General features: G+C 47.6%; 19 protein-coding genes. 12 read left to right on the top strand and 7 right to left on the bottom strand.

Features of this window, described 5'->3' with window-relative positions; translation table 11 throughout:
• Nucleotides 1–150: 150 nt before the first annotated feature.
• Nucleotides 151–468 carry an iron-sulfur cluster assembly accessory protein gene (locus QZT80_RS02645; protein WP_295117324.1) on the bottom strand — a complete coding sequence of 106 codons (318 nt, stop codon included), beginning with the start codon at nucleotides 466–468 and terminating at the stop codon, nucleotides 151–153.
• A 106-nt stretch (nucleotides 469–574) separates the two neighbouring features.
• Between QZT80_RS02645 and QZT80_RS02640 the strand changes: the two genes are divergently transcribed.
• On the top strand, nucleotides 575–3,367 hold the full coding sequence (locus tag QZT80_RS02640) for a hypothetical protein (protein ID WP_295117322.1): 2,793 nt from the start codon (nucleotides 575–577) through the stop codon (nucleotides 3,365–3,367).
• Nucleotides 3,368–3,410: 43 nt separating this feature from the next.
• Here the strand turns inward: QZT80_RS02640 and QZT80_RS02635 are convergent, their stop codons facing one another.
• From QZT80_RS02635 to QZT80_RS02625, 3 genes are all read right to left on the bottom strand, one after another.
• On the bottom strand, nucleotides 3,411–3,884 hold the full coding sequence (locus QZT80_RS02635; RefSeq protein WP_295117320.1) for a hypothetical protein: 474 nt from the start codon (nucleotides 3,882–3,884) through the stop codon (nucleotides 3,411–3,413).
• 50 nt (nucleotides 3,885–3,934) lie between these two features.
• Entirely contained in the window at nucleotides 3,935–6,568 is a 2,634-nt protein-coding gene (locus QZT80_RS02630) for a valine--tRNA ligase (RefSeq protein ID WP_295117318.1), read from the bottom strand.
• Nucleotides 6,569–7,125: 557 nt separating this feature from the next.
• Entirely contained in the window at nucleotides 7,126–8,148 is a 1,023-nt protein-coding gene (locus QZT80_RS02625; RefSeq protein ID WP_295117316.1) for a low specificity L-threonine aldolase, read from the bottom strand.
• A gap of 313 nt (nucleotides 8,149–8,461) precedes the next feature.
• On the opposite strand from QZT80_RS02625, the gene QZT80_RS02620 reads away from it, so the two are divergent.
• From QZT80_RS02620 to QZT80_RS02600, 5 genes are all read left to right on the top strand, one after another.
• Nucleotides 8,462–9,319, top strand: a complete 858-nt coding sequence (locus tag QZT80_RS02620) for an RNA polymerase sigma factor RpoD/SigA (RefSeq protein WP_012793808.1) — start codon at nucleotides 8,462–8,464, stop codon at nucleotides 9,317–9,319.
• A gap of 124 nt (nucleotides 9,320–9,443) precedes the next feature.
• The gene (locus tag QZT80_RS02615) at nucleotides 9,444–10,322 is read left to right on the top strand and encodes a DUF4249 domain-containing protein (protein ID WP_295117307.1); all 879 of its coding nucleotides are present in this window, start codon (nucleotides 9,444–9,446) and stop codon (nucleotides 10,320–10,322) included.
• A 36-nt stretch (nucleotides 10,323–10,358) separates the two neighbouring features.
• Entirely contained in the window at nucleotides 10,359–11,309 is a 951-nt protein-coding gene (gene trxB / locus QZT80_RS02610) for a thioredoxin-disulfide reductase (protein ID WP_295117305.1), read from the top strand.
• A gap of 57 nt (nucleotides 11,310–11,366) precedes the next feature.
• The gene (locus QZT80_RS02605) at nucleotides 11,367–11,717 is read left to right on the top strand and encodes a dihydroneopterin aldolase (RefSeq protein WP_295117303.1); all 351 of its coding nucleotides are present in this window, start codon (nucleotides 11,367–11,369) and stop codon (nucleotides 11,715–11,717) included.
• Nucleotides 11,718–11,756: 39 nt separating this feature from the next.
• Entirely contained in the window at nucleotides 11,757–12,512 is a 756-nt protein-coding gene (locus QZT80_RS02600) for a hypothetical protein (protein WP_295117301.1), read from the top strand.
• 75 nt (nucleotides 12,513–12,587) lie between these two features.
• On the opposite strand, the gene QZT80_RS02595 is transcribed toward QZT80_RS02600, so the two are convergent.
• Complete coding sequence (locus QZT80_RS02595; RefSeq protein ID WP_295117299.1) at nucleotides 12,588–13,919, bottom strand: MATE family efflux transporter; 1,332 nt, start codon at nucleotides 13,917–13,919, stop codon at nucleotides 12,588–12,590.
• Between the two features lie 98 nt (nucleotides 13,920–14,017).
• Between QZT80_RS02595 and QZT80_RS02590 the strand changes: the two genes are divergently transcribed.
• The 4 genes from QZT80_RS02590 to QZT80_RS02575 are packed head-to-tail and all read left to right on the top strand — an operon-like array spanning nucleotide 14,018 to nucleotide 16,388.
• Nucleotides 14,018–14,893 (top strand): DUF3822 family protein, encoded by an 876-nt coding sequence (locus QZT80_RS02590; protein WP_295117297.1) that lies wholly within the window; start codon nucleotides 14,018–14,020, stop codon nucleotides 14,891–14,893.
• Entirely contained in the window at nucleotides 14,884–15,441 is a 558-nt protein-coding gene (locus tag QZT80_RS02585) for an RsmD family RNA methyltransferase (RefSeq protein WP_295117295.1), read from the top strand. Before QZT80_RS02590 ends, QZT80_RS02585 begins: the two co-directional genes overlap by 10 nt.
• A gap of 6 nt (nucleotides 15,442–15,447) precedes the next feature.
• The gene (coaD, locus tag QZT80_RS02580) at nucleotides 15,448–15,921 is read left to right on the top strand and encodes a pantetheine-phosphate adenylyltransferase (protein WP_295117293.1); all 474 of its coding nucleotides are present in this window, start codon (nucleotides 15,448–15,450) and stop codon (nucleotides 15,919–15,921) included.
• An 11-nt stretch (nucleotides 15,922–15,932) separates the two neighbouring features.
• Entirely contained in the window at nucleotides 15,933–16,388 is a 456-nt protein-coding gene (locus tag QZT80_RS02575) for a hotdog fold thioesterase (protein ID WP_295117292.1), read from the top strand.
• A gap of 38 nt (nucleotides 16,389–16,426) precedes the next feature.
• Here QZT80_RS02575 and QZT80_RS02570 read toward each other — a convergent pair whose 3' ends face one another.
• A complete protein-coding gene (locus QZT80_RS02570) occupies nucleotides 16,427–17,044 on the bottom strand; it encodes an NUDIX domain-containing protein (protein WP_295117291.1) in 618 nt (205 codons plus the stop codon).
• 62 nt (nucleotides 17,045–17,106) lie between these two features.
• Here QZT80_RS02570 and pyrE point away from each other — a divergent pair, with 62 nt between their 5' ends.
• Together pyrE and QZT80_RS02560 are read left to right on the top strand one after the other, a co-directional pair.
• A complete protein-coding gene (gene pyrE / locus QZT80_RS02565; protein WP_295117288.1) occupies nucleotides 17,107–17,742 on the top strand; it encodes an orotate phosphoribosyltransferase in 636 nt (211 codons plus the stop codon).
• 49 nt (nucleotides 17,743–17,791) lie between these two features.
• A complete protein-coding gene (locus QZT80_RS02560) occupies nucleotides 17,792–18,169 on the top strand; it encodes a heavy metal-associated domain-containing protein (RefSeq protein WP_295117287.1) in 378 nt (125 codons plus the stop codon).
• A gap of 113 nt (nucleotides 18,170–18,282) precedes the next feature.
• Here the strand turns inward: QZT80_RS02560 and QZT80_RS02555 are convergent, their stop codons facing one another.
• Nucleotides 18,283–18,738: an LEA type 2 family protein gene (locus QZT80_RS02555; protein WP_295117285.1), complete on the bottom strand. Its 456-nt coding sequence runs from the start codon at nucleotides 18,736–18,738 to the stop codon at nucleotides 18,283–18,285.
• Between the last annotated feature and the right edge of the window lie 1,190 nt (nucleotides 18,739–19,928).

Genomic DNA, 19,928 nt, shown 5'->3' with positions numbered 1-19,928 from the left:
TCTGCCAGTACATTAATTGCAATAAGAGGGGCTGACGTTTTGCAGCCCGTTGTTCCGGGGAGATAATAAGCAGCGGTGTATACACTCCCGGGAACTAACAAATAAGGGCCGGCATCATGCCAGCCCTTATCTTAATCAGGTACTTATTGGTTATGCCAGCGGGTTATTAAACGTAAATCCCCGCCCTTTCTCATTATCCTGGTAACCTACTTCCATGCCCATCAAATGAAGCGCATGCGCTTTTTTAATGATCACAGGGATGCCTTCTACCTCGAAGTGCGCATCATCTTCCAGCGGGCTGTCAAATCCCAGCATATAACTAATGCCGCCACCAGAGCAGCCGCCTCCGCCTTTTACGCCTATGCGCAGGTGCTGGGTTGTATCAAAACCTTCCTGTTTCATCAGTTTTAGCAGTTCCTTTACCGCAGCTTCGGTAAGCAGTACCGGTGTGTGCTTTTTTGTGTCCATGTTTCCACCCAAAGTTTCGGCAAATTTACAAAATACTAAGATGTTGGCCCTGGGGGTAACAACTAATGCCCGGAACCATTAAATTTATATTTTATTACAACTGTATATGCGCCACATAACTGCTGTTTGTATAGCGATCCTTTTTTCCCACTATGCCAGTGCCCAGCAGTTCGGGGGCAATCCGCCCACTCACCGGTGGCGGCAGATCAATAACGACACGGTACGCGTAATATTCCCCGAGGGGATGGACAGCGTAGGCCAGCGTGTGGCTAATACCGTGATGTACATTAACCGCAACGCCCGTACCTCCATCGGTAATATGCAGCGGAAAATGAGTATCGTACTGCAAAACCAAACGCTCTCGGCCAACGGTTATGTACAAATGGCCCCTTTCCGCTCCGAATTTTATCTCGCTCCTCCGCCTAATTCTAATGATATGGGGGCTATGGACTGGGTAGATCAGTTGTCGCTCCACGAGTACAGGCACGTATTACAGAACATCAATTTCAACGTGGGCCTGTCGCGCGTGGTAGGTATACTGGGTGGTGAACTGGGACAAACTGCCGCCAATAACATTGCCGTGCCCAACTGGTACTGGGAAGGCGATGCGGTGCTGATGGAAACGGCGCTCAGTAACCAGGGGAGAGGGCGTTTACCGGCCTTTTTCGATGGTTTCAGGGCCTTATCGCTCGCCGGTAAGGACTACCGCTACATGAAGATCAGGAATGGCTCTTATAAGGACTACGTGCCCAATCATTACCCGCTCGGTTATATCATGAACAGTTACGGCCGTTATGAGTACGGGCAAACCTTCTGGAAAGACGTGACGGACGATGCCGTGCGCTTCAAAGGGGTGTTTTACCCGCTGAGCCAGGGTATTAAACGCCGTACCGGGAAAAACATCACTGGTTTTTACAACGCCAGCATTAACTGGTACCGTGAGCAATGGAAGGCGGATCAGCAAAAGACCCCTTACAACGACACGGCCATCATCAGTCCCAATACTAAAACGGTAACAGATTATAAATACGTATACACCACCACGAACGGAGAGCTGCTGGTGTTGAAAAGCTCTTACAAAAAGATCCAGGGCTTTTATCTTATAAAGAAGGATGGCTCCGAACATAAACTGTTCTCGCCCGGCTTCGGCTTCGACGATTACTTCAGTTACCGTAACGAACGTATTGTATGGACCGAAGGCCGCTACCATCCCCGCTGGTCGTGGAAAGATTATTCGGTGGTGATGGTGCATGAAGCGGGGAAAAAACGCCAGCTCACGCTTAAAACACGCTACTTCTCCCCGGATATATCGCCTGATGGTAAACTCATCTGCGCTTTGTCATCCTCCACCGCCATGAAGTACAGCCTCGATCTGCTGGATGCTGCTACCGGTAACATTACTAAGTCGTTGCCGAACCCCGGTAACTGGTATTATACCTATCCCAAGTTCACTGAAAACGGGCAGTCGATAATAGCGGGTGTACGCCGTAAAGATGGAAAAATAGCCCTGATACAACAGGACATTAGCAGTGGTGAAACCAAAGTGCTGGTGCCCTGGAATACGCAGGTATTGGGTATTCCGGCTATTCACGGGGATACCGTGCTTATTACTGCCAATTATGATAATGCAGATAATGTGTACGCGCTTAATACTATTGATGGCTCGCTGATGCAGGCCACCCACGCCCGCAACGGTGTACAACATATGGACTTGCAGGACGGGCAGCTGGTGTTTACCGAATTTACGGCTAACGGTTATAAACTCTTCCGCACACCTTTACAACTCACTAAAGTCCACCCGCAGCAAAGTGCCTGGCTACAGCCGGACTTTAAAGAAGGCGGTAATATTTTGACCAAAGTACCGGATGTAACCAATCCTGTAAAGAAGTACTCACAACTCCATGGCCTATTCCATGTACATAGCTGGGTGCCGACTTTCAGCGATCCTGAATACAGTCTTACAGCCTACAGCGATAACATCCTGAACACAGTGACCGCTGCGGCTACTTATACTTACAACCGAAACGAAGGCAGCTCGCAAATAAGCGCCGACCTGCTTTCCGGTACCTTATTCCCTTACCTCACCACCGGCGCTGCCTATACTTTTAACCGCAGTTTATTCGTAAACGATACCGTACAACTATACTGGAAAGAAATGGACTGGCATGCGGGCTTCTCCATCCCATTGCAGCTTTCCCGTGGTTTATATGGCCGTGCTTTAACGATTGGCGGTAACTATACTTACAAACAACGGGTGAAAGATGCGCAGAGCAAATACATGTTCCGCGACCGGGAATTCCAGTATGTAACTACTTACCTGAGTTTCGTAAACCAGCGTGCAAAAGCCCGCCAGCAAATCAATTCGCCGTTTGCACAGTCGCTGTACCTGGAGTATCGCAAGTCGGTAAACAATGTGCCGGCAGAGCAACTGATGGGCCGTTTGGATTTGTACCTGCCCGGACTTTTTCCCACTCACAGCCTGGTGCTGCAAAGTGCCTACCAGCAGCGCGATACCCTGCTGCGGTATGCGTTTACCGACAACTTTTCGTATGCCCGCGGGTATAACGAACCGTTTTACGAACATATTTATAAACTGGGCGCAAACTATCACTTTCCGATTATGTACCCCGACTGGGGTTTTGCGCATATTCTTTATTTCATGCGGATACGCGCCAACCTGTTTTACGATCATAGCATGGCGTATAACTTCCGCACCAAACGTGATAGCCGCTTCGCCTCCACAGGCGCCGAGCTATACTTCGATACTAAAGTGGGAAACACGATCCCGTTCACGTTCGGCGTACGTTTTTCACACTTGTTAGATGTAGATCCGCAGGACCCGGGCAGGAAGGAGTATGTGCAGTTTATATTGCCTTTACAACAGTTATTCAGCTTCTAAAGCATAAAAAAGGCCTGCGCGTTGCAGGCCTTTTACATATCTTTTATCTTACAAAAAACTTCAACGGCGGCACGCGGTACAACTTATCTTCCGCATACTTTACGATGATGTTGTTGAAGTACAGCACATCACCTGGTTTCAAAGTTTCTTTCACATGTTTGCTCCACAACGGCGAGAGGCGATCGGTCTTAAACACTTCGCCGGTAAAGTCGCTGTAAATCACCGGTTTGTTCGTGGTATCGTTAATGCCAACTTCACGGCTTTCGTAAGTGAATTCAAAAGCGATGACGGGGTATTTATTGTTTTTCTGATCCCACACTACCAGCGGCGAATCGGCTATCTTTAAGATGTTGGGCCGGGGAATGGAGTCGCTGAGGAAGTTGCTCCAGGTAGTACGGAAACGAAGTGCTGTTTTAGCGGCAGCGGGCGTTGCTGGCTGCTTTACGGGAGGCTTGTTCTGCGCAAAGGCAGGGATAGAACCGGCAAAACAGGCTATTAAAAAGAGTTTTCGCATCATAGTGTAAAAAAAAGAACGTCCGGTTTATAAACGCCGGACGCTCTCTAAAATTATAACAATTTCAAACTTTCCTCTATCGCTTTGATCTTATCTTCTGCATCTGCCTTCTTTTGCCTTTCTATATCCACGATCTCCGGTTTAGCATTTGCCACGAAGCGCTCGTTGCTGAGTTTTATCTCTACCGACTTCAAAAAGCCTTTCTGGTATTCCAGGTCTTTCTGCAATTGCTCTTTCTGATTAGCGGTATCCAACACCGTTTCGGTGCGGATGTAACACTTATCTTTCTGTATTACCAGTGCAATAGTGCCGGTTACGGCTTCTTTGGTATAAGTAACGGCGCTCGCATTTACCTGTTTGGCCACTATCTGCTCAATACGTTTAAACGCAGCTTCGTTGCTGGTTTCAAAATGCAGTTCAACCGGGTCTTTCGGTTTGATCTGGTTTTTGTTACGGCTGTCGCGGATGCTGGTAATCACTTCTTTGGCCAGTTCGCCATCGGCAAGTATCGCTGCATTCACAGCTCCGGGTGTAGCAAACTGTTTAATCGTAAGGTCGTCGCCTTCTGCGCGCTCTTTCAACAGGTGGTAAATTTCCTCTGTCACAAAAGGCATGAAAGGATGCAGCAGTTGCAGCAGTCGTTCGTAGAAGCCGATGGTTTGTTTATACACCTCGGCATCGATCGGTTGCTCAAAACCAGGTTTGATCCATTCGAGGTACCAACTGCAATAGTCGTCCCAGATAAGGCTGTAAATGGTTTTCAGCGCTTCGCTCAGGCGGAAGTCTTTCATCAGGTTTTCCACTTCGGCGTGTGCCTGGTTCAAACGGCTTTCGAACCACTGTACGGCAAAGTGCGGGGTGGTATTACCTGTTTCTTCGATCTTCCACATTTTCAACAGCTTCAACGCATTCCACATCTTGTTGTTGAACATACGGCCCTGCTCACAGCTGCTTTCATCAAACAGCAGGTCGTTACCGGCAGGAGAAGAGATCATGATACCAAAGCGAACCGCATCGGCACCAAATTTCTCTATCAGTTCCAGCAGGTCGGGCGAGTTGCCTAATTGTTTACTCATCTTACGGCCCTGCTTATCGCGCACCATACCGGTGAAGTATACATCGCTGAACGGCTTCTCTTCTTTATATTCCAGGCCCGCCATGATCATACGCGCTACCCAGAAGAAGATGATATCCTGACCCGTTACCAGTACATTGGTAGGGTAGTAGTAATTAATGTCTTCGTTGTTCGGACGGCTAATACCATCGAACACCTCTACAGGCCATAACCAGCTGGAGAACCAGGTATCGAGGCAATCCTCGTCCTGCTTCAGTGTTGATTTTGGCTCGCCGAACTTCTCGGTATATGCCCTGATAGCCGATTCCTGTGATTCGGCTACCACGAAGTTGCCGCTTTCATCGTACCAGGCCGGTATACGCTGTCCCCACCAAAGCTGGCGGCTGATGCACCAGTCCTTCACGTTTTCCATCCAGTACTTGTAAGTAGCCATGAAACGGTCGCCGGGATGTATGCGTACATCGCCGCTGGTAACCGCTTCGAGCGCAGGTTGCGCCAGGTCGGCCATTTTCACGAACCACTGGGTAGAGATACGCGGTTCTACTACGGTGGTAGGGTTACGCTGACTGTAACCGAGTCGGGTGGTATATTCCTCTTCTTTTACGAGCAGGCCCTTTTCGTCCAGCAGTGCGATTACTTTTTTACGGGCCACGAACCTGTCTTCGCCCACAAATACAATAGCAGCGGCGCTGAGGGTACCGTCGTCGTTAAGCGTGTCTACAATTTCCAGGTTATGTTTCAGCCCCAGGTTGTAGTCATTGATGTCGTGGGCAGGCGTTACTTTCAGGGCGCCTGTACCGAACGATTTATCAACATACTCATCGAAAATGATGGGCACTTTGCGGTCGATCATCGGTACCAGGGCGAAGTGGCCTTTCAGGTGAGCATAACGCTCATCTTCCGGGTTTACGCAAATGGCAGTATCGCCCATGATCGTTTCCGGACGCTGGGTAGCGATGGTAATGAACTCGCCTGTTTTTTCGCCTGCCGCGTTCACGATAGGGTATTTAACATGGTACAGCTTACCGGTCAGGTCTTTATATTCCACTTCCTCATCGCTGAGGGCGGTTTTAGCCTTGCTATCCCAGTTAATCATACGGGCACCGCGGTAAATCAGGCCTTTATGGAACAGGTCAACGAACACCTTAATAACGGCCTCGTAGTAATGGTCGTCCATCGTAAAGCTAACACGGTCCCAATCGCAGGAGCAGCCCAGTTTTTTGATCTGGTGGTAAATAATGCCACCATATTTATCTTTCCACTCGTACGCGTGTTTCAGGAACTCTTCGCGGCTGAGCTGTGATTTTTCGATTCCTTTTTCTCTTTTGAGCATATCTACCACCTTAGCTTCGGTGGCAATGGAGGCGTGGTCGGAGCCGGGTACCCAGCAGGCGTTAAAGCCGCTCATACGGGCTTTACGCACCAATATGTCCTGTACCGTTTCGTTGAGCGTATGGCCCATGTGCAGTACGCCGGTAACGTTAGGGGGCGGTATTACAATGGTAAATGGAGGTCGGCCATCTGGTTTGGAGTTAAAGTATTTTTTGTCCATCCAGTGCCCGTACCATTTGTCCTCTGTGCCGGACGGTATATAGTTCTTCGATAATTCCATAATAGCGTCTTAAAAACGATTGAAGCGCAAAAATAACCAGAATGCGCTTAATTCCCAATTAGGGGTTGGGCCAGGCGACAGGAATACTATTTAGCCCCCGTTGCGTCGCACTCTTCAACAGTAAACCGCTGGCCGGGCAGGGAATTATATCAACATTTTTGTTGTCACCAACCGACGATGAACCGACGATGAACCGACGAAACAGGCTTTACACTGGCTTTACGCAGGCTTTAAGCAGGTGTCGCAAAGTCAATATTATATTACAGTACTGTTTCAACGGACAGCCACTTCCCTTCGGGCAATGCCCTTAAACGAGCCACCATGGCGAACATCTTTACCGAAGGTATATCGATCCTATATCCATCCTATAATACCCGTCACCACCAGCAAGGGTTTCAGCGAATTTGGATATAGGATGGGTATAGGATCGATATAGGATGCCTATAGGAAGGAATAGGGTGGAGTGATGTTTTATTACCCTGTTTGGTAAAGAAACGGCCGCCGAAGGGAGTGACACAACGGCGGCCGGGTAGGGGACTGATGTTAGTCCAATTATATTAACATGTCATTTCAGCAATTACCGCACAAACATGGTCGGTCTGCGCTTCGCTAATGTCCAGGTGGGTAACCATGCGCACCTGTGTGGCAGAAATGGCCATGGCCAGGATGTTATGTTTTTTAAGGTGTTCGGTAAAGGTAACCGGCGTCCAGTCGCCCTTTACGTCGAAAATAACGATGTTTGTGTCTACCGGCAGCATGTGGCCGGTAAACTCGCGCTTCAGCAGTGCGCGGGCAATACGTTTGGCATTGGCGTGGTCGTCTGCAAGTCGGGCGATGTGATGCTCCATGGCATAAATGCCGGTTGCCGCCATATATCCGGCCTGGCGCAACCCTCCACCAAACTTTTTACGTATTCTTCTTGCCTGTTTGATGTAACCGGTGCTTCCCATGAGTACCGATCCCATAGGGCAGCCCATGCCTTTGTTCAGGCAAACCGAGATACTGTCGAACAGTTGGCCGTACAGTTTAGGGTTTTGGCCGGTGGCTACCAGTGCGTTAAACAGGCGGGCACCATCCAGGTGCAGGGCGAGTTTGTGCTGGTCGCATACCTCGCGGACGTGCTCCAGGGCTTCCTGTTCATAACAGCAGCCGCCTCCGCGGTTCGAGGTGTTTTCGAGCGAAACGATGGAGGTACGGGCTTTATGTACATCATCGGGGTTAATAGCCGCGATGATATCCGCCGCTGCCAGCATACCGCGGTCGCTGTCCACGGTGCGTACCTGTACGCCTGAGTTAAAGGCAATACCGCCGCCTTCGTATATATACACATGGGAGTGGTCGCCACAAATCAGTTCGTCGCCCGGCTGGGTATGTACTTTTATGGCAATCTGGTTGCTCATTGTGCCGGAAGGGCAGTAAAGGGCCGCCTGCATGCCAAAATGTTCTGCCATCATGGCCTCTAACTGGTTCACCGATGGGTCTTCGCCAAATACGTCGTCGCCGGTGTGTGCCTGTACCATTGCTTCCATCATACCGGGGGTAGGTTTGGTGAAAGTGTCGCTTCTTAAGTCTGTAATCATTGAAGAATTTACAATAAGAGTATTAATAAATTAGAGATCTTGTTAATTTAAAGACCGTTCTTTTTCAATTGTTAAAATTTATTTAAAGCACTAAAAATACTTAATAAAAGGCTATAATTTTACGTTTTGAATTAGTATTTTGTTATTAGCTGGTTAGCGAAGATAGATAGGAGTGAAGTTATTTGGAAACGTGTGGGATTAGCACGATCTTTGCAGGCTTTTTACAGCAAATTGTAAGGTATAACATTTAAATAATTACAACAAAATTTTTTTTCGAGTGTTATACATTTTTTTAAACCAATACTTTTAAAATATGAGGCAACTTAAAATTGCCACCCAGATCACCAATCGTGATTCGCAGGCGGTAGAAAAATACCTGCAGGAAATCTCGAAGATCCCTTTGTTAACTCCGGAGGAAGAGACTGTGTTGGCTCAACGCATCAAAATGGGCGATCAAAAGGCTCTTGAAAGATTAACCACAGGCAACTTACGTTTCGTTGTGTCCGTTGCTAAACAATATCAGCACCAGGGGCTCAGTCTGAGCGACCTGATCAACGAGGGTAACCTCGGCTTGATTAAAGCAGCCCAGCGTTTCGATGAAACCAAAGGTTTTAAATTCATTTCCTATGCAGTATGGTGGATTCGCCAATCCATTCTGCAGGCGTTAGCTGAACAGGGTCGTCTTGTTCGCCTGCCGCAAAACAAAATTGGCACTTATAATAAAGCTAACAAAGCTTACATGGCTTTCGAACAGGAAAACGAGCGTGAACCTTCTACCGAGGAACTCGCAGAAATCCTGGAAATGTCAGAATCGGAGATCAACAATATCTTCCAGAGCAACACCCGCCATATGTCACTGGACGCACCAGTACATGAAGCCGAAGACGTAGCTATGGGCGACCTGCTGGAAGGTGGAGATATTACCGATGATGATGTGATGCGTGATTCTCTTCGCGAAGAGATCCGCAGGGTGCTGAAATCACTCAGCCCCCGTGAAGCCGAGATTGTGAACGCGTATTTTGGTCTGGATGGAGAAAACGGCGCCACTATCGAACAGATAGGGCAGAAATATGATCTGACAAAAGAAAGGATTAGACAAATCAAGGAAAGAGCGATTAAACGCCTCCAAAAAGCGCGCTATAGCGGTGCACTTAAATCCTATCTGGGTTAATACATTTATATCAGAAAATATTTTAATGGTTTAAGCGCCGGCCTGTTTTTACATGGCCGGCGTTTTTTAATGGTCAATATTCCCATTTCTTCTCAATACCCGTTATTTTTGCAGACTTATTGTTATGCGAAACCTTAGTTTCATACTGCTTTTTATTATCTTTTGCCCCGCCTGCGAACGCACGGTGGAAATCGACCTGTTAGACAGGGAGAGCAAACTGGTAGTGGAAGGCACGATTGAAAGCGGGCAATACCCAAGGGTGCAGCTAAGCAGAAGCCTCGACTTCTACTCGAAAATTACACCCGAAATGCTGGAACAGTCCTATATCCATGGCGCCAAAGTGACCGTCTCAAACGGTACCCGCACGCACCAGTTAAAGGAATATACAGTGAAGGTGAGCGATTCGCTGACGGTGTTTTATTACTCCATCGATCCCCTGGCCGCCAATACGGCATTTCGTGGAGCCTTTAACACCAGTTATACGCTGAAGATAGAAGCTGAAGGTAAAAGCTACGAGTCGGTGACTACCATTCCCGGTAACGACCTGAAGGTCGATTCCATGTGGTGGATAAAAACCGAAGGTAAAGACACGACGAAGGCGCGGGTAATGGTAAGGGTAACAGACCCGCCGGTAAGGGGGAATTACGTTCGCTACTTTACCGCCCGTAACAGGAAAGGTTATTTACCTGGACTGAATTCCGTAGTAGACGACCAGGTGGTGAACGGCACCACCTTCGATATTGCGATGGATGCGGGGTACGACAGGAGCGAGAAGCTGGACTTTGATAATTACGGTTTCTTTGAGCGCGGCGATACCGTTACGCTGAAGTTCTGTAATATCGACAAGGCTACGTACGACTTCTGGCGCACACTGGACTTTGCCTTTAGCAGTGCGGGCAATCCTTTTACTTCGCCAACCAAGGTATTGGGTAATGTGGACGGGGCATTGGGTTACTGGGGCGGTTACGCGGTAGACATCAAAAACATTATTATACCACGATAAACCAACCAATCATTTAAAAATTATTCAAACGACAGCATGGAAACAAACACGCAAAGTGAGCATGTACATCTCCTTATCATCGGTTCCGGTCCTGCCGGGTACACAGCAGCTATCTACGCTGCAAGGGCGAACCTCAAACCAGTACTGTACCAGGGCATACAGCCCGGTGGTCAGTTAACGATTACTACCGAAGTAGAAAACTACCCCGGTTACCCCGAAGGCATTCAGGGCCCGGAAATGATGGTGGATTTCGAGAAACAGGCAACCCGTATGGGTGCTGATATCCGTTTCGGCATGGCTACAAAAGTAGACCTGTCTAAACAACCCTTCACCGTTACGATCGATGAAGAGAAAGTGATCACCGCCGATGCGCTGATCATTGCTACCGGTGCTTCTGCCAAATGGCTGGGTTTACCGAGCGAGCAACGCCTCAACGGCAGCGGTGTTTCCGCCTGTGCCGTGTGCGACGGGTTCTTCTTCCGTGGTAAAGAGGTAGCGATCGTAGGGGCGGGCGATACCGCGGCCGAAGAAGCGCTGTACCTCTCCAAACTGTGTTCGAATGTACACATGATCGTGCGTAAGCATGAAATGCGTGCATCTAAGGTAATGCAGGACAGGGTACTGAAAGCGTCCAACATCATGGTGTACTGGAACTCCGAAACCGACGAGGTAATAGGCGATAAAAAGGTAGAAGCGGTTAGGCTGGTAAACAATCAGACCAACGTGAAAACGGAAATCCCGGTGAGCGCTTTCTTCGTGGCTATTGGTCACCAGCCTAACTCCGGCATTTTTGCCGGTCAGCTGGACCTGGATGAGCAGGGTTACATTAAAACTGTACCTGGTACTTCCAAAACCAATATCGAAGGTGTATTTGCCTGCGGCGACGTACAGGACAAAATATACCGCCAGGCGGTAACAGCAGCAGGTAGTGGTTGTATGGCCGCCTTGGATGCAGAACGTTACCTTTCTGCTAAAGAACATCATTAATTTTTGATAGAGGAAAAGGCCCCGGCCTTTTCCTTTCTTTTTAAACTTGCCTGCATTATGCTCACGGTGGCACTGGAACAGTTACGTTTTTTCGCTTATCACGGTTATTATGCCGAAGAGGGTGTGCTGGGCAATGATTTTTACCTCGACATCTACGTTAGTTTTCCTGAGCCCGATGAGGTGGAGGCGCTCGCCGAAACCGTTAACTACGCCTCGCTGTACGACATAGCCCGGGAAGCTATGGTGGTGCCCCAGCCCTTGCTGGAACAGGTGGTGTACGATATATCGTTCCTTATTCACCAGCGTTTCCCCAATATAACTTACACCAAAGTAGCTTTAAAGAAAATGAACCCGCCAATGGGGGGCGAAATCCGCAATTCCCTGGTGGTGTTGGAAAAGAATTACTAATAGTCTTCGTATATTTATTACCGTTAAAGAACCCGTCCTATGTTTAAAAAGATTAGTAGCTTATTAATATTGCTCGCGGTTGCATTTAGCGTACATGCGCAAACCGTAGAAGAGTTGCAGGCCGAAGCCCAAACGCTGGAGAAGCAGATGAAGGAAGCCGATGCACTGGCGAAATACCGCGATATACTGAAGATACAGCCTGCCAATGTGCCGGCGATGGTACAGGCCAGCCTGCTGGCGGTGCGCGAAGGGTATCGTCAAAAGGACAAAGCAGCCAAACAAACTTATTATACAGAGGCAAAAACGCTGGCCGAACAGGCACTGGCCGCCGATGCTTCTAATGCCGAGGCCAACTTTGCCATGGCGGTGGTATTGGGCCGCATAGGTTTAATATCGGGTGCGAAAGAGAAAGTGGCATCTGCCAAAGAAGTGAAAAAGTATGCCGACCTGGCCCTGAAGTTTAAACCAGATTATCCGGAAGTATATCACCTGCTGGGTAAATGGAACTTCGAACTGGCTAACCTGAGCAGCATAGAAAAAACAGCGGCGAAAGTACTTTTCGGCGGTGTACCTCCCGGCACCATCCAGGATGCCATTGCCAATTACGAAAAGTGCCGTAAACTAAAGCCCGCGTACGTTATTAACTGGTACGACCTTGCCATTGCCTATCACCAGGATAACAAGGATACCGAAGCCATGGAAATACTCAGGAAGATGAATGGTCTGCGTCCTATTATCTTTGATGACCTGCAAACGAAAGCAGAAGGAAAAAAGATGCTGGAAGGCATGCAGTAATAAGCTGAATAGTGTGCTGTGGTTGAACGGAGCGTCGCAACGGGGGCTTAATAGTAGTACTACTGCTTGTTCCCCCTATATCTTTTTCCCTTTCCACCTGCCACTTTTCAGGTACCATAAACACATTACGAGAATACTGAACCAGTAAATAAATTCAGAGCCCCATGCCCAGTGCAGGGGCTTTTGCCATTTTTCTATTACCACCTGGCAATAAATGAGGTACAAAGCTACAGCGGTGAACTCGATGAACAGGTTTACGCGGGTGTTGCCGGTGCCGGTTACGCCGTTAAATACCACGGCGGCTACGGCAGTAATGAGTGTGCTGGCCGTAATCATACGTACAGAGGGTAGTGCCTCCGCAATAAGCGTCGCATCGGTGGTGTATATACCTAAAATTACGTGCGGGAAGATGTTCACCAACGTACACACCACTAAAGCGCAAAGCACACTAAAGCTCATGATCTTTTTGATGATACCCAGCACTTCGTCCTGCCTGTTCTGACCGATAAGGTTACTCACCATCGTATTGGCCGTAGCGGCCAGCGCCCATATAAATATGGAGAAGAAGCCAAACACGCTGCGCATCATATTAGAAATGGCCAGCGGCCGTTGCCCCAAATGTTCAATGAAAATGAAGAACACCAGCCAGCCGCCGATGCTGAACACGAACTGTACGATAAGCGGTGCGGCCACGGTTAATGTAGTGCGCATAGTTTCCCAATGCGGTTTTAACCAGCTGAACAAATGGAACTGCCGGTGATAACGAAGTATCAGCAGCATGCTAAAGGCAGTGATAAACCCGGTACACTCAGCAATGATGGAAGCATACGCAGCGCCATTCAGTCCCATAGCCGGGAAACCCAGTTTACCGAAAATAAGTGCGTAGTCGAACCCGATATTGGTGAGTTCCATGAACAACGAAGTGATGGCGAGAATGCGGGTATTGGCTGTACCGATATAAAAAGAGTTGGCCAGGCCCATCATCATTAAAAAGGGGAGGCCCCAAACACGGATACGGATAAATGACAGGGCCGCCTCGCGTATGTGGGGGTCATGTAAAGCCTTCGCGAAAATGAAGGGCGCAACCATAAAAGTGATAAGAATACCTGCAGCCGCAAACAACAATCCGAGCCATATACCGTTTGAAAACAGCCGGCCGATGCCACGGTAATTCAGTTCCCCCGCCCGGCGGGCTATCAGTACCTGCATACCGTTGTTGAGTCCGTGCGAAATCATGTACATCACGAGGTAGTAAATACCCGCGATGGCATTGGCTGCCAGTTCGAACTGGCCCAGTCTGCCGAGGAAAGCCGTATTGGTCATGTGGTTGATCTGCGGAACAATAAGGGCCAGCCATATCGGGCCCGCAATCTTTAACACTTGCCGGTTAGATGTATCTACTTGCATATACTACGGCGGCAAAGATACTTAAACCTTTAACAGCGCACGATTTCAGGCAGTTTTCAACAAAAATGCCTATTATTGTGCCTTACAAATGACGTAATATGCCCGTGGCTTACACGATACAACCCACTTTTGCGATTGATGACACCAGTTTGCTGGAAACAGACCTTACTACCTGCCACCTGGTGGTGTTGGTAGGTAAGGGGACTTTCAGTTATGCCGTGTACACCACCGCGATGCGGAAGTTCCTGGCATTAAAGTCCTACAGCTTTCAGCCAGGGAACATCGCAGTGGCCGAACTGGAAATGATCGAACAGGTATTTGATGCGGATAAACTGTTGTTTACCGCTTTCAAAGAAGTGCTGCTGGCTTTTGATACGGCAGATAATACACTGGTGCCCGAAATGTTCTACGGCTCCCAGCTTAAGAAAGATTTTCTTCACGTAGCACACCAGGAACAGTTGCAGGAAGCCGTTTTAACGGACGTACTGCCCGAACTGGCCATGGTAAACGTTTATGCTACAGATAAAGATATACTCGGATTTCTTCGTAAAGAGTTTTCCACCGATAAAGTAGTACACGCACATACCGCACTGCTAAAGGCTTACAACCAGGATCCCGATATTCACAGCCCGGATGGTACCGTGTTTATTGAGGTACAGCAGCAAAAGTTTACGCTTACCCTGTATTCGAGCGGCAACCTGCTGTTACAGCAGCAGTTCGCCTACAAAACCGGGCTTGACGTAGTGTATTATGCGGTAAATGCCCTTCGCCAGCTACAGTTGTCTGAACAGGACGTGCGTGTAAAGCTGGGTGGAGCGCTGGAAGAAAACTCGCAGGTATACCAGGAACTGTACAAGTTTATCCCTAAACTTAGCTGGGTACAACGCCCCGACAGTTTCTCCTACCTTTCCAAGATGCTGGAAGTAGCGCCTCATCATTTCCATAACCTGTATGCTTTAGCATTATGCGTATAATCGGCGGCGAAATGGGTGGAAGAAAGATCAGTCCTCCCGCTAACATGCCTCATACCCGTCCTACCACCGACATTGCGAAGGGCGGTTTGTTTAATATTATCGAGAATAACTTAGATATACCTTCGCTTAAAACCCTGGATATTTTTGGGGGAACAGGCAGTATTAGTTATGAACTGGCCTCCCGTGGCGCCACCGATCAAACGATCGTGGAAAAAGACCCGGCCATGGCCAACTTCATTCAAAAAACCGCGGCCTCACTGGGTATTAATCACCTGAAACTAATGCGTTCGGAAGTGTTTAAATACCTGGAACACTGTACGGAGAAGTTCGACTTCATCTTTGCAGGTCCGCCCTACGCGCTGGATACCATCGACGAACTGCCGAAGATCATCTTTAACAGGGAGTTACTGAACCCTGAAGGCTGGTTTGTGCTGGAACATACGCCACGTAATAACTACAAAGATTTTTCCTATTATCGTACCGAGCGAAATTATGGTACTACCATCTTCTCCGTGTTCATCAACCGGGAAGAGCTGCGAAAACCTTAACATATTATGCAACGTATTTGCTTATTTCCCGGCACTTTTGACCCGGTAACCTTTGGACACACAGATGTAATAGACCGGGCCATCGACCTGTTCGACGAGCTGGTGATCGGTATTGGCATCAATTCAGGTAAACAGCCGATGTACTCTATCGAACAGCGGGTTGCCTGGATTAAAGAGATCTATAAGGACCAGCCGAAGATTAAAGTTGCCTCTTACGAGGGGTTAACCGTGAACTTCTGCAAGCAGATAAACGCGAATTTCATATTGAGGGGTATCCGTTATGTGAGTGACTTTGAGTACGAGAAGGCCATAGCCGATATGAACAGGATGATGGACGACTCAATTGAAACCATCTTTCTCACCTGCTCGCCACGTTACAGCACCGTAGCTTCTACGCTGGTGCGCGATGTGATAAGGCATGGTGGCGATGCGTCGCAGTTCGTACCAGCACCAGTATTACGCACAATCAAATCAGCATAACTCTTTATTGTATGAAACCAATCTGGCATTCATTAAAAGTATCGCTCGAGCAGCTAAACGAAGGGGGACTGGGCACCATGGGTGAACACCTGGGTATGGAGTTTACCGAAATAGGTACCGATTACCTGCGGGCAATGATGCCCGTAGACCGCCGCACGGTACAGCCATACGGTTTGTTACACGGTGGGGCTTCGGCCGCACTGGCCGAAACGGTAGGCAGCATGGCATCCGGACTGGTCATCAACCCTGAAAAGCAAATCGTTGTGGGGCTGGAAATTAATGCCAACCACGTACGCGGCGTGCGTGAAGGGTATGTACACGCCATCGCCAAACCCTTACATCTCGGTGCATCCACCCATGTATGGGACATCCGCATTACCGACGATCACCACAAGCTGGTATGTGTGAGCCGCTTAACTGTGGCGGTATTGCAAAAGAAAGATACTACAGAAGCAGCGGCTTCCTGAAAATAACAACGCCGTGCAAATGCTGCACGGCGTCCTTTTTATTTCATTTCTTTCCAGCGGTCGAACACGTTAATGATGTTCTGGTAGGAGTACAGCAGGTACTTATCTACATTCTCTGCCCGCACCCATTCAATGTCAACAATATCTTCCTCGATTTGCGGCACGGTAAGCTCCGTTCCGGTAAAGTCCATATGGTACCATATGCTGTGTTTCAGCACTTTTTTGCCCTTATACGGGTAGTAGTGGTAGGTTTCGGTGATCTTTGGTCCAAGGGTAATCGAGTACAGGCCAGTTTCCTCAGTTACTTCGCGTACGGCACACTCCTCAATCGTTTCACCATCGTCCCATTTGCCTTTGGGTAAGTCCCACTTGCCGCGGCGGAAGATCATCAGTACATCACCTGCGGGGTTGGTTACCAGTCCACCGGCCGCCACCAGTACGGTGAAATGTGCTTTTACCTGTTCAAACAAAGCTTCCGGATCGCTGCTGCTCAGTACTGCTCCGTCCAGTTTGTCGTTAGCCATGTCGTTTATCACCGTGGCAATAGTGGCATCATCCGGATTGTTAAATTCCGGTATACCGGCATCCGTTTTGGTGCCGGTAAATACGATGTATAACGATCGTTCGTTTATATATATAATGGTGGGTGTTTGCATGGTTGCAAAAGTAGCAAATTCCGTTTAGCGCCTTTTCTGCATTTTATTTTACTTTTGCGTTCATGAACAATGTAAGTGAAAAGCAGGTAGCAGAGAAACTGTTACAGGTACAAGCCGTAAAGCTTAGCCCGTCAGAGCCCTTCACCTGGGCCTCCGGTTGGAAATCGCCTATTTATTGCGATAACCGTAAGATATTATCCTACCCGTATGTGAGGGATTTTATTAAATCGGAGATGAGCAACATCGTATTCGAAGTGTTTCCAGAAGCCGATGTGATAGCCGGTGTAGCTACCGCGGGTATTCCTCACGGAGCCATGGTGGCCGATCAGCTGAAATTGCCTTTTATTTACGTTCGTTCTAAGCCGAAAGAGCATGGTATGGGCAGGCAGATAGAGGGGGTTTTACAGGAAGGCCAGCGGGTAGTGGTAATCGAGGACCTGATTTCCACCGGGAAAAGTAGCCTGGAAGCGGTTCAGGCCATCCGTGCTGAAGGCGGGAACGTAATTGGCATGGTATCTATCTTTAATTACGGGTTCGATGTGGCGGTAAAAGCTATGGGCGAGGCCGGTGTTCCTTACCGTTCGATGAGTAACTACGAAGCGCTTATAGAACTGGCAGTAGAAAAGGGGCTGGTTTCAGAAGGAGAACAGGAAACGTTAAAATCCTGGAGGAACGACCCTGCGGCCTGGGGTAAGTGATATATTTGAATTTTTATTTGTATATTAGATTATAAAATTCAGACTTTTTATGCGTATCATCAGATTACTGCTCGTGTTTATGTTCGTTGGAATGGGTGTTACAATGGCCCAGGCCAAGAAAGGTACTTTGGCTACGGCGAAAATCAATACTCCTACGGTACAGTGCGAAATGTGCAAAGGCACTATCGAGCGTTACATGTACAGGGAAGATGGAATTCAGTCGTGCAAGGTAGATTTTAAGAAAAAGGTAACTACGGTGAAGTATTACACCGACCGTACGAACATAGAAAATGTGAAAACCGCTATAGCCAACGCGGGATACGATGCGGACGATGTGACCGCTAACGAAGATTCTTACAAAGCACTTCCTACCTGCTGTAAAAAACCGGAAGACGGTGGTGGACAGCCGACGAAGAAAAAACAATAATGCACGTTAGTATAGAGAGATAGAAAAGGGCAGCCTTGCATAAAGGCGGCCCTTTTTAATAAGTAAGGCCTTCCCTCAGGAAGGCCTTACTTATTAGCTATAATAGATGAGTTTTAGAATAAGCCCAGCTGCTGTTTGGTCTCGCATTTTATAGGAAAGGGCAGGAAAACACCGCCTTTACCTACCTTACATTTCCCCGATGCCTTAATGGTTACCTCCTTGGAAATGATAGCAGTCAGCGCATTTTTAAATACATTCGACATATCCACCTCCATCTTCACCGGGAAGTAAAAAGTGTCCCTGGCCGGTATATATATTAAGGTATCCTGGCTGGAGTGACCTACTTTAACATCGTTCAAAAACAGGTCGAAATCTGCTTCTTTCAGTTTGAGGGCGAATTTATTGGGATTATAATACGCGATGCTCATTCTCACAACGCTGGTCGTAAACCCAAGGTTATCTAAGCCGAAATTGGCCACTTTAACAAACTCCAGGTCCTTCATTTTTTCGCAGGAACTCATGGTGCCCCAGGCTACGAATACTACTAATAACAAGCGAACGTATCTCATTGGCAAGGTCATTTTTATCAAATTTGCACCAAACCTACGTTCTATTTTTCAATTTTCAGGCGGTCGGCAGGTGGTTTAACATGCTTTTAAACGCTGGCTGAGGGTGGTTATTTTGTCGATGGTGCTACTTTTAATGGTCTTTTGTAGCCCAATTTGTATTTACGGTTATCATTTTTTATGTTGATAGGGAGGGAGCGTATCTTGTTTTTCGAGATGGTATAGCTGGTGTTTTAAAGTGGTTTCAGGAGGCTGTTTGAAGATGCGATTACTAAAAATGTGCGATTTTAAGGTTGTTTAGATGCTTCTTTGGTATGTCTTGATTTGCCCGTAAGGGTGGTTATTGGTCACCCTTAAAAGTCGGAAATTGAAGACTTTTTCCCCAATTTCATGTCAGTTATAACCTTCTCTTATAGTCTAAAATGACCCATTAGGGTGTCTGTTTGTCCCATGGCAGACTGGTTCAAATGAGATATTTAGTCCTTGTTTCACTGTACGAAAAGCTGTTTTTCTAATCGCCGAATCGGTCAGTTGGAGTTGGCAGATGATGGAAAATCTGTGTAGTTGGGGGAATCTTCTCTCAAGAACTCTCACCTCAAAATTCATTCACTGACTCTTTTTTGAGCCCGTTAATCGTACAAAGTCGTCGAACTAAAATCTTTGATTTTTATAATTGTATCCGATTTTCAGCGCGCGATTTCCGGGACGATCAACTCATCTTTCCACGAAATTTCAAGCTTTTAGATTTGATTAAAAGGCCTTTTTCTGGCTAGTAAAAAAGGATAGAAGTAAAATTGGAAACGCTGTTTTTCGGAAAATCGGAAGTCAAAAAGGTGCTTCTATTGGTTTTCACCGGTCGAAAAAGTGGGTTTTAAATAGCGTCAAAAAGGAAATTCAACCAGGTTTTAAGATGGTGAAAAGCTGAATAATGAATCGTAAAATCGACCGAAATCTGATTGATAAGTCGAATCTTCCATTTTTAAACTGCGTTAATATAATATCAGAAAGTCGCTCAAAAGTCAAAAATCCGCCGCTCAGTTTATCCGGTAGATTGTGTATTTCAGGTTCCGAAATACGGTTTCCAAGTAATTGGGAGGAATCGCAAATGTCGGGTTCCTGGTTTTCGAGTAATAGAAAAGGGGAGATGTATAACAATAAATGATAAATCGTTTTTGGCTTTGAGGCTGCCGGAA

It is taken from the genome of uncultured Chitinophaga sp., from assembly GCF_902168175.1.
In the GTDB taxonomy this organism is placed as follows: Bacteria; Bacteroidota; Bacteroidia; order Chitinophagales; family Chitinophagaceae; genus Chitinophaga.
The sequence above is the reverse complement of the archived record's forward strand: the minus strand, read 5'-3'. Positions and strand labels throughout refer to the sequence as shown.

What these genes read in the sequence shown, in the direction of transcription:
- QZT80_RS02645 (WP_295117324.1), bottom strand. Translation starts at nt 468, where the DNA reads ATGGACACAAAAAAGCACACACCGGTACTGCTTACCGAAGCTGCGGTA.
- QZT80_RS02640 (WP_295117322.1), top strand. Translation starts at nt 575, where the DNA reads ATGCGCCACATAACTGCTGTTTGTATAGCGATCCTTTTTTCCCACTAT.
- QZT80_RS02635 (WP_295117320.1), bottom strand. Translation starts at nt 3,884, where the DNA reads ATGATGCGAAAACTCTTTTTAATAGCCTGTTTTGCCGGTTCTATCCCT.
- QZT80_RS02630 (WP_295117318.1), bottom strand. Translation starts at nt 6,568, where the DNA reads ATGGAATTATCGAAGAACTATATACCGTCCGGCACAGAGGACAAATGG.
- QZT80_RS02625 (WP_295117316.1), bottom strand. Translation starts at nt 8,148, where the DNA reads ATGATTACAGACTTAAGAAGCGACACTTTCACCAAACCTACCCCCGGT.
- QZT80_RS02620 (WP_012793808.1), top strand. Translation starts at nt 8,462, where the DNA reads ATGAGGCAACTTAAAATTGCCACCCAGATCACCAATCGTGATTCGCAG.
- QZT80_RS02615 (WP_295117307.1), top strand. Translation starts at nt 9,444, where the DNA reads ATGCGAAACCTTAGTTTCATACTGCTTTTTATTATCTTTTGCCCCGCC.
- trxB (WP_295117305.1), top strand. Translation starts at nt 10,359, where the DNA reads ATGGAAACAAACACGCAAAGTGAGCATGTACATCTCCTTATCATCGGT.
- QZT80_RS02605 (WP_295117303.1), top strand. Translation starts at nt 11,367, where the DNA reads ATGCTCACGGTGGCACTGGAACAGTTACGTTTTTTCGCTTATCACGGT.
- QZT80_RS02600 (WP_295117301.1), top strand. Translation starts at nt 11,757, where the DNA reads ATGTTTAAAAAGATTAGTAGCTTATTAATATTGCTCGCGGTTGCATTT.
- QZT80_RS02595 (WP_295117299.1), bottom strand. Translation starts at nt 13,919, where the DNA reads ATGCAAGTAGATACATCTAACCGGCAAGTGTTAAAGATTGCGGGCCCG.
- QZT80_RS02590 (WP_295117297.1), top strand. Translation starts at nt 14,018, where the DNA reads ATGCCCGTGGCTTACACGATACAACCCACTTTTGCGATTGATGACACC.
- QZT80_RS02585 (WP_295117295.1), top strand. Translation starts at nt 14,884, where the DNA reads ATGCGTATAATCGGCGGCGAAATGGGTGGAAGAAAGATCAGTCCTCCC.
- coaD (WP_295117293.1), top strand. Translation starts at nt 15,448, where the DNA reads ATGCAACGTATTTGCTTATTTCCCGGCACTTTTGACCCGGTAACCTTT.
- QZT80_RS02575 (WP_295117292.1), top strand. Translation starts at nt 15,933, where the DNA reads ATGAAACCAATCTGGCATTCATTAAAAGTATCGCTCGAGCAGCTAAAC.
- QZT80_RS02570 (WP_295117291.1), bottom strand. Translation starts at nt 17,044, where the DNA reads ATGCAAACACCCACCATTATATATATAAACGAACGATCGTTATACATC.
- pyrE (WP_295117288.1), top strand. Translation starts at nt 17,107, where the DNA reads ATGAACAATGTAAGTGAAAAGCAGGTAGCAGAGAAACTGTTACAGGTA.
- QZT80_RS02560 (WP_295117287.1), top strand. Translation starts at nt 17,792, where the DNA reads ATGCGTATCATCAGATTACTGCTCGTGTTTATGTTCGTTGGAATGGGT.
- QZT80_RS02555 (WP_295117285.1), bottom strand. Translation starts at nt 18,738, where the DNA reads ATGAGATACGTTCGCTTGTTATTAGTAGTATTCGTAGCCTGGGGCACC.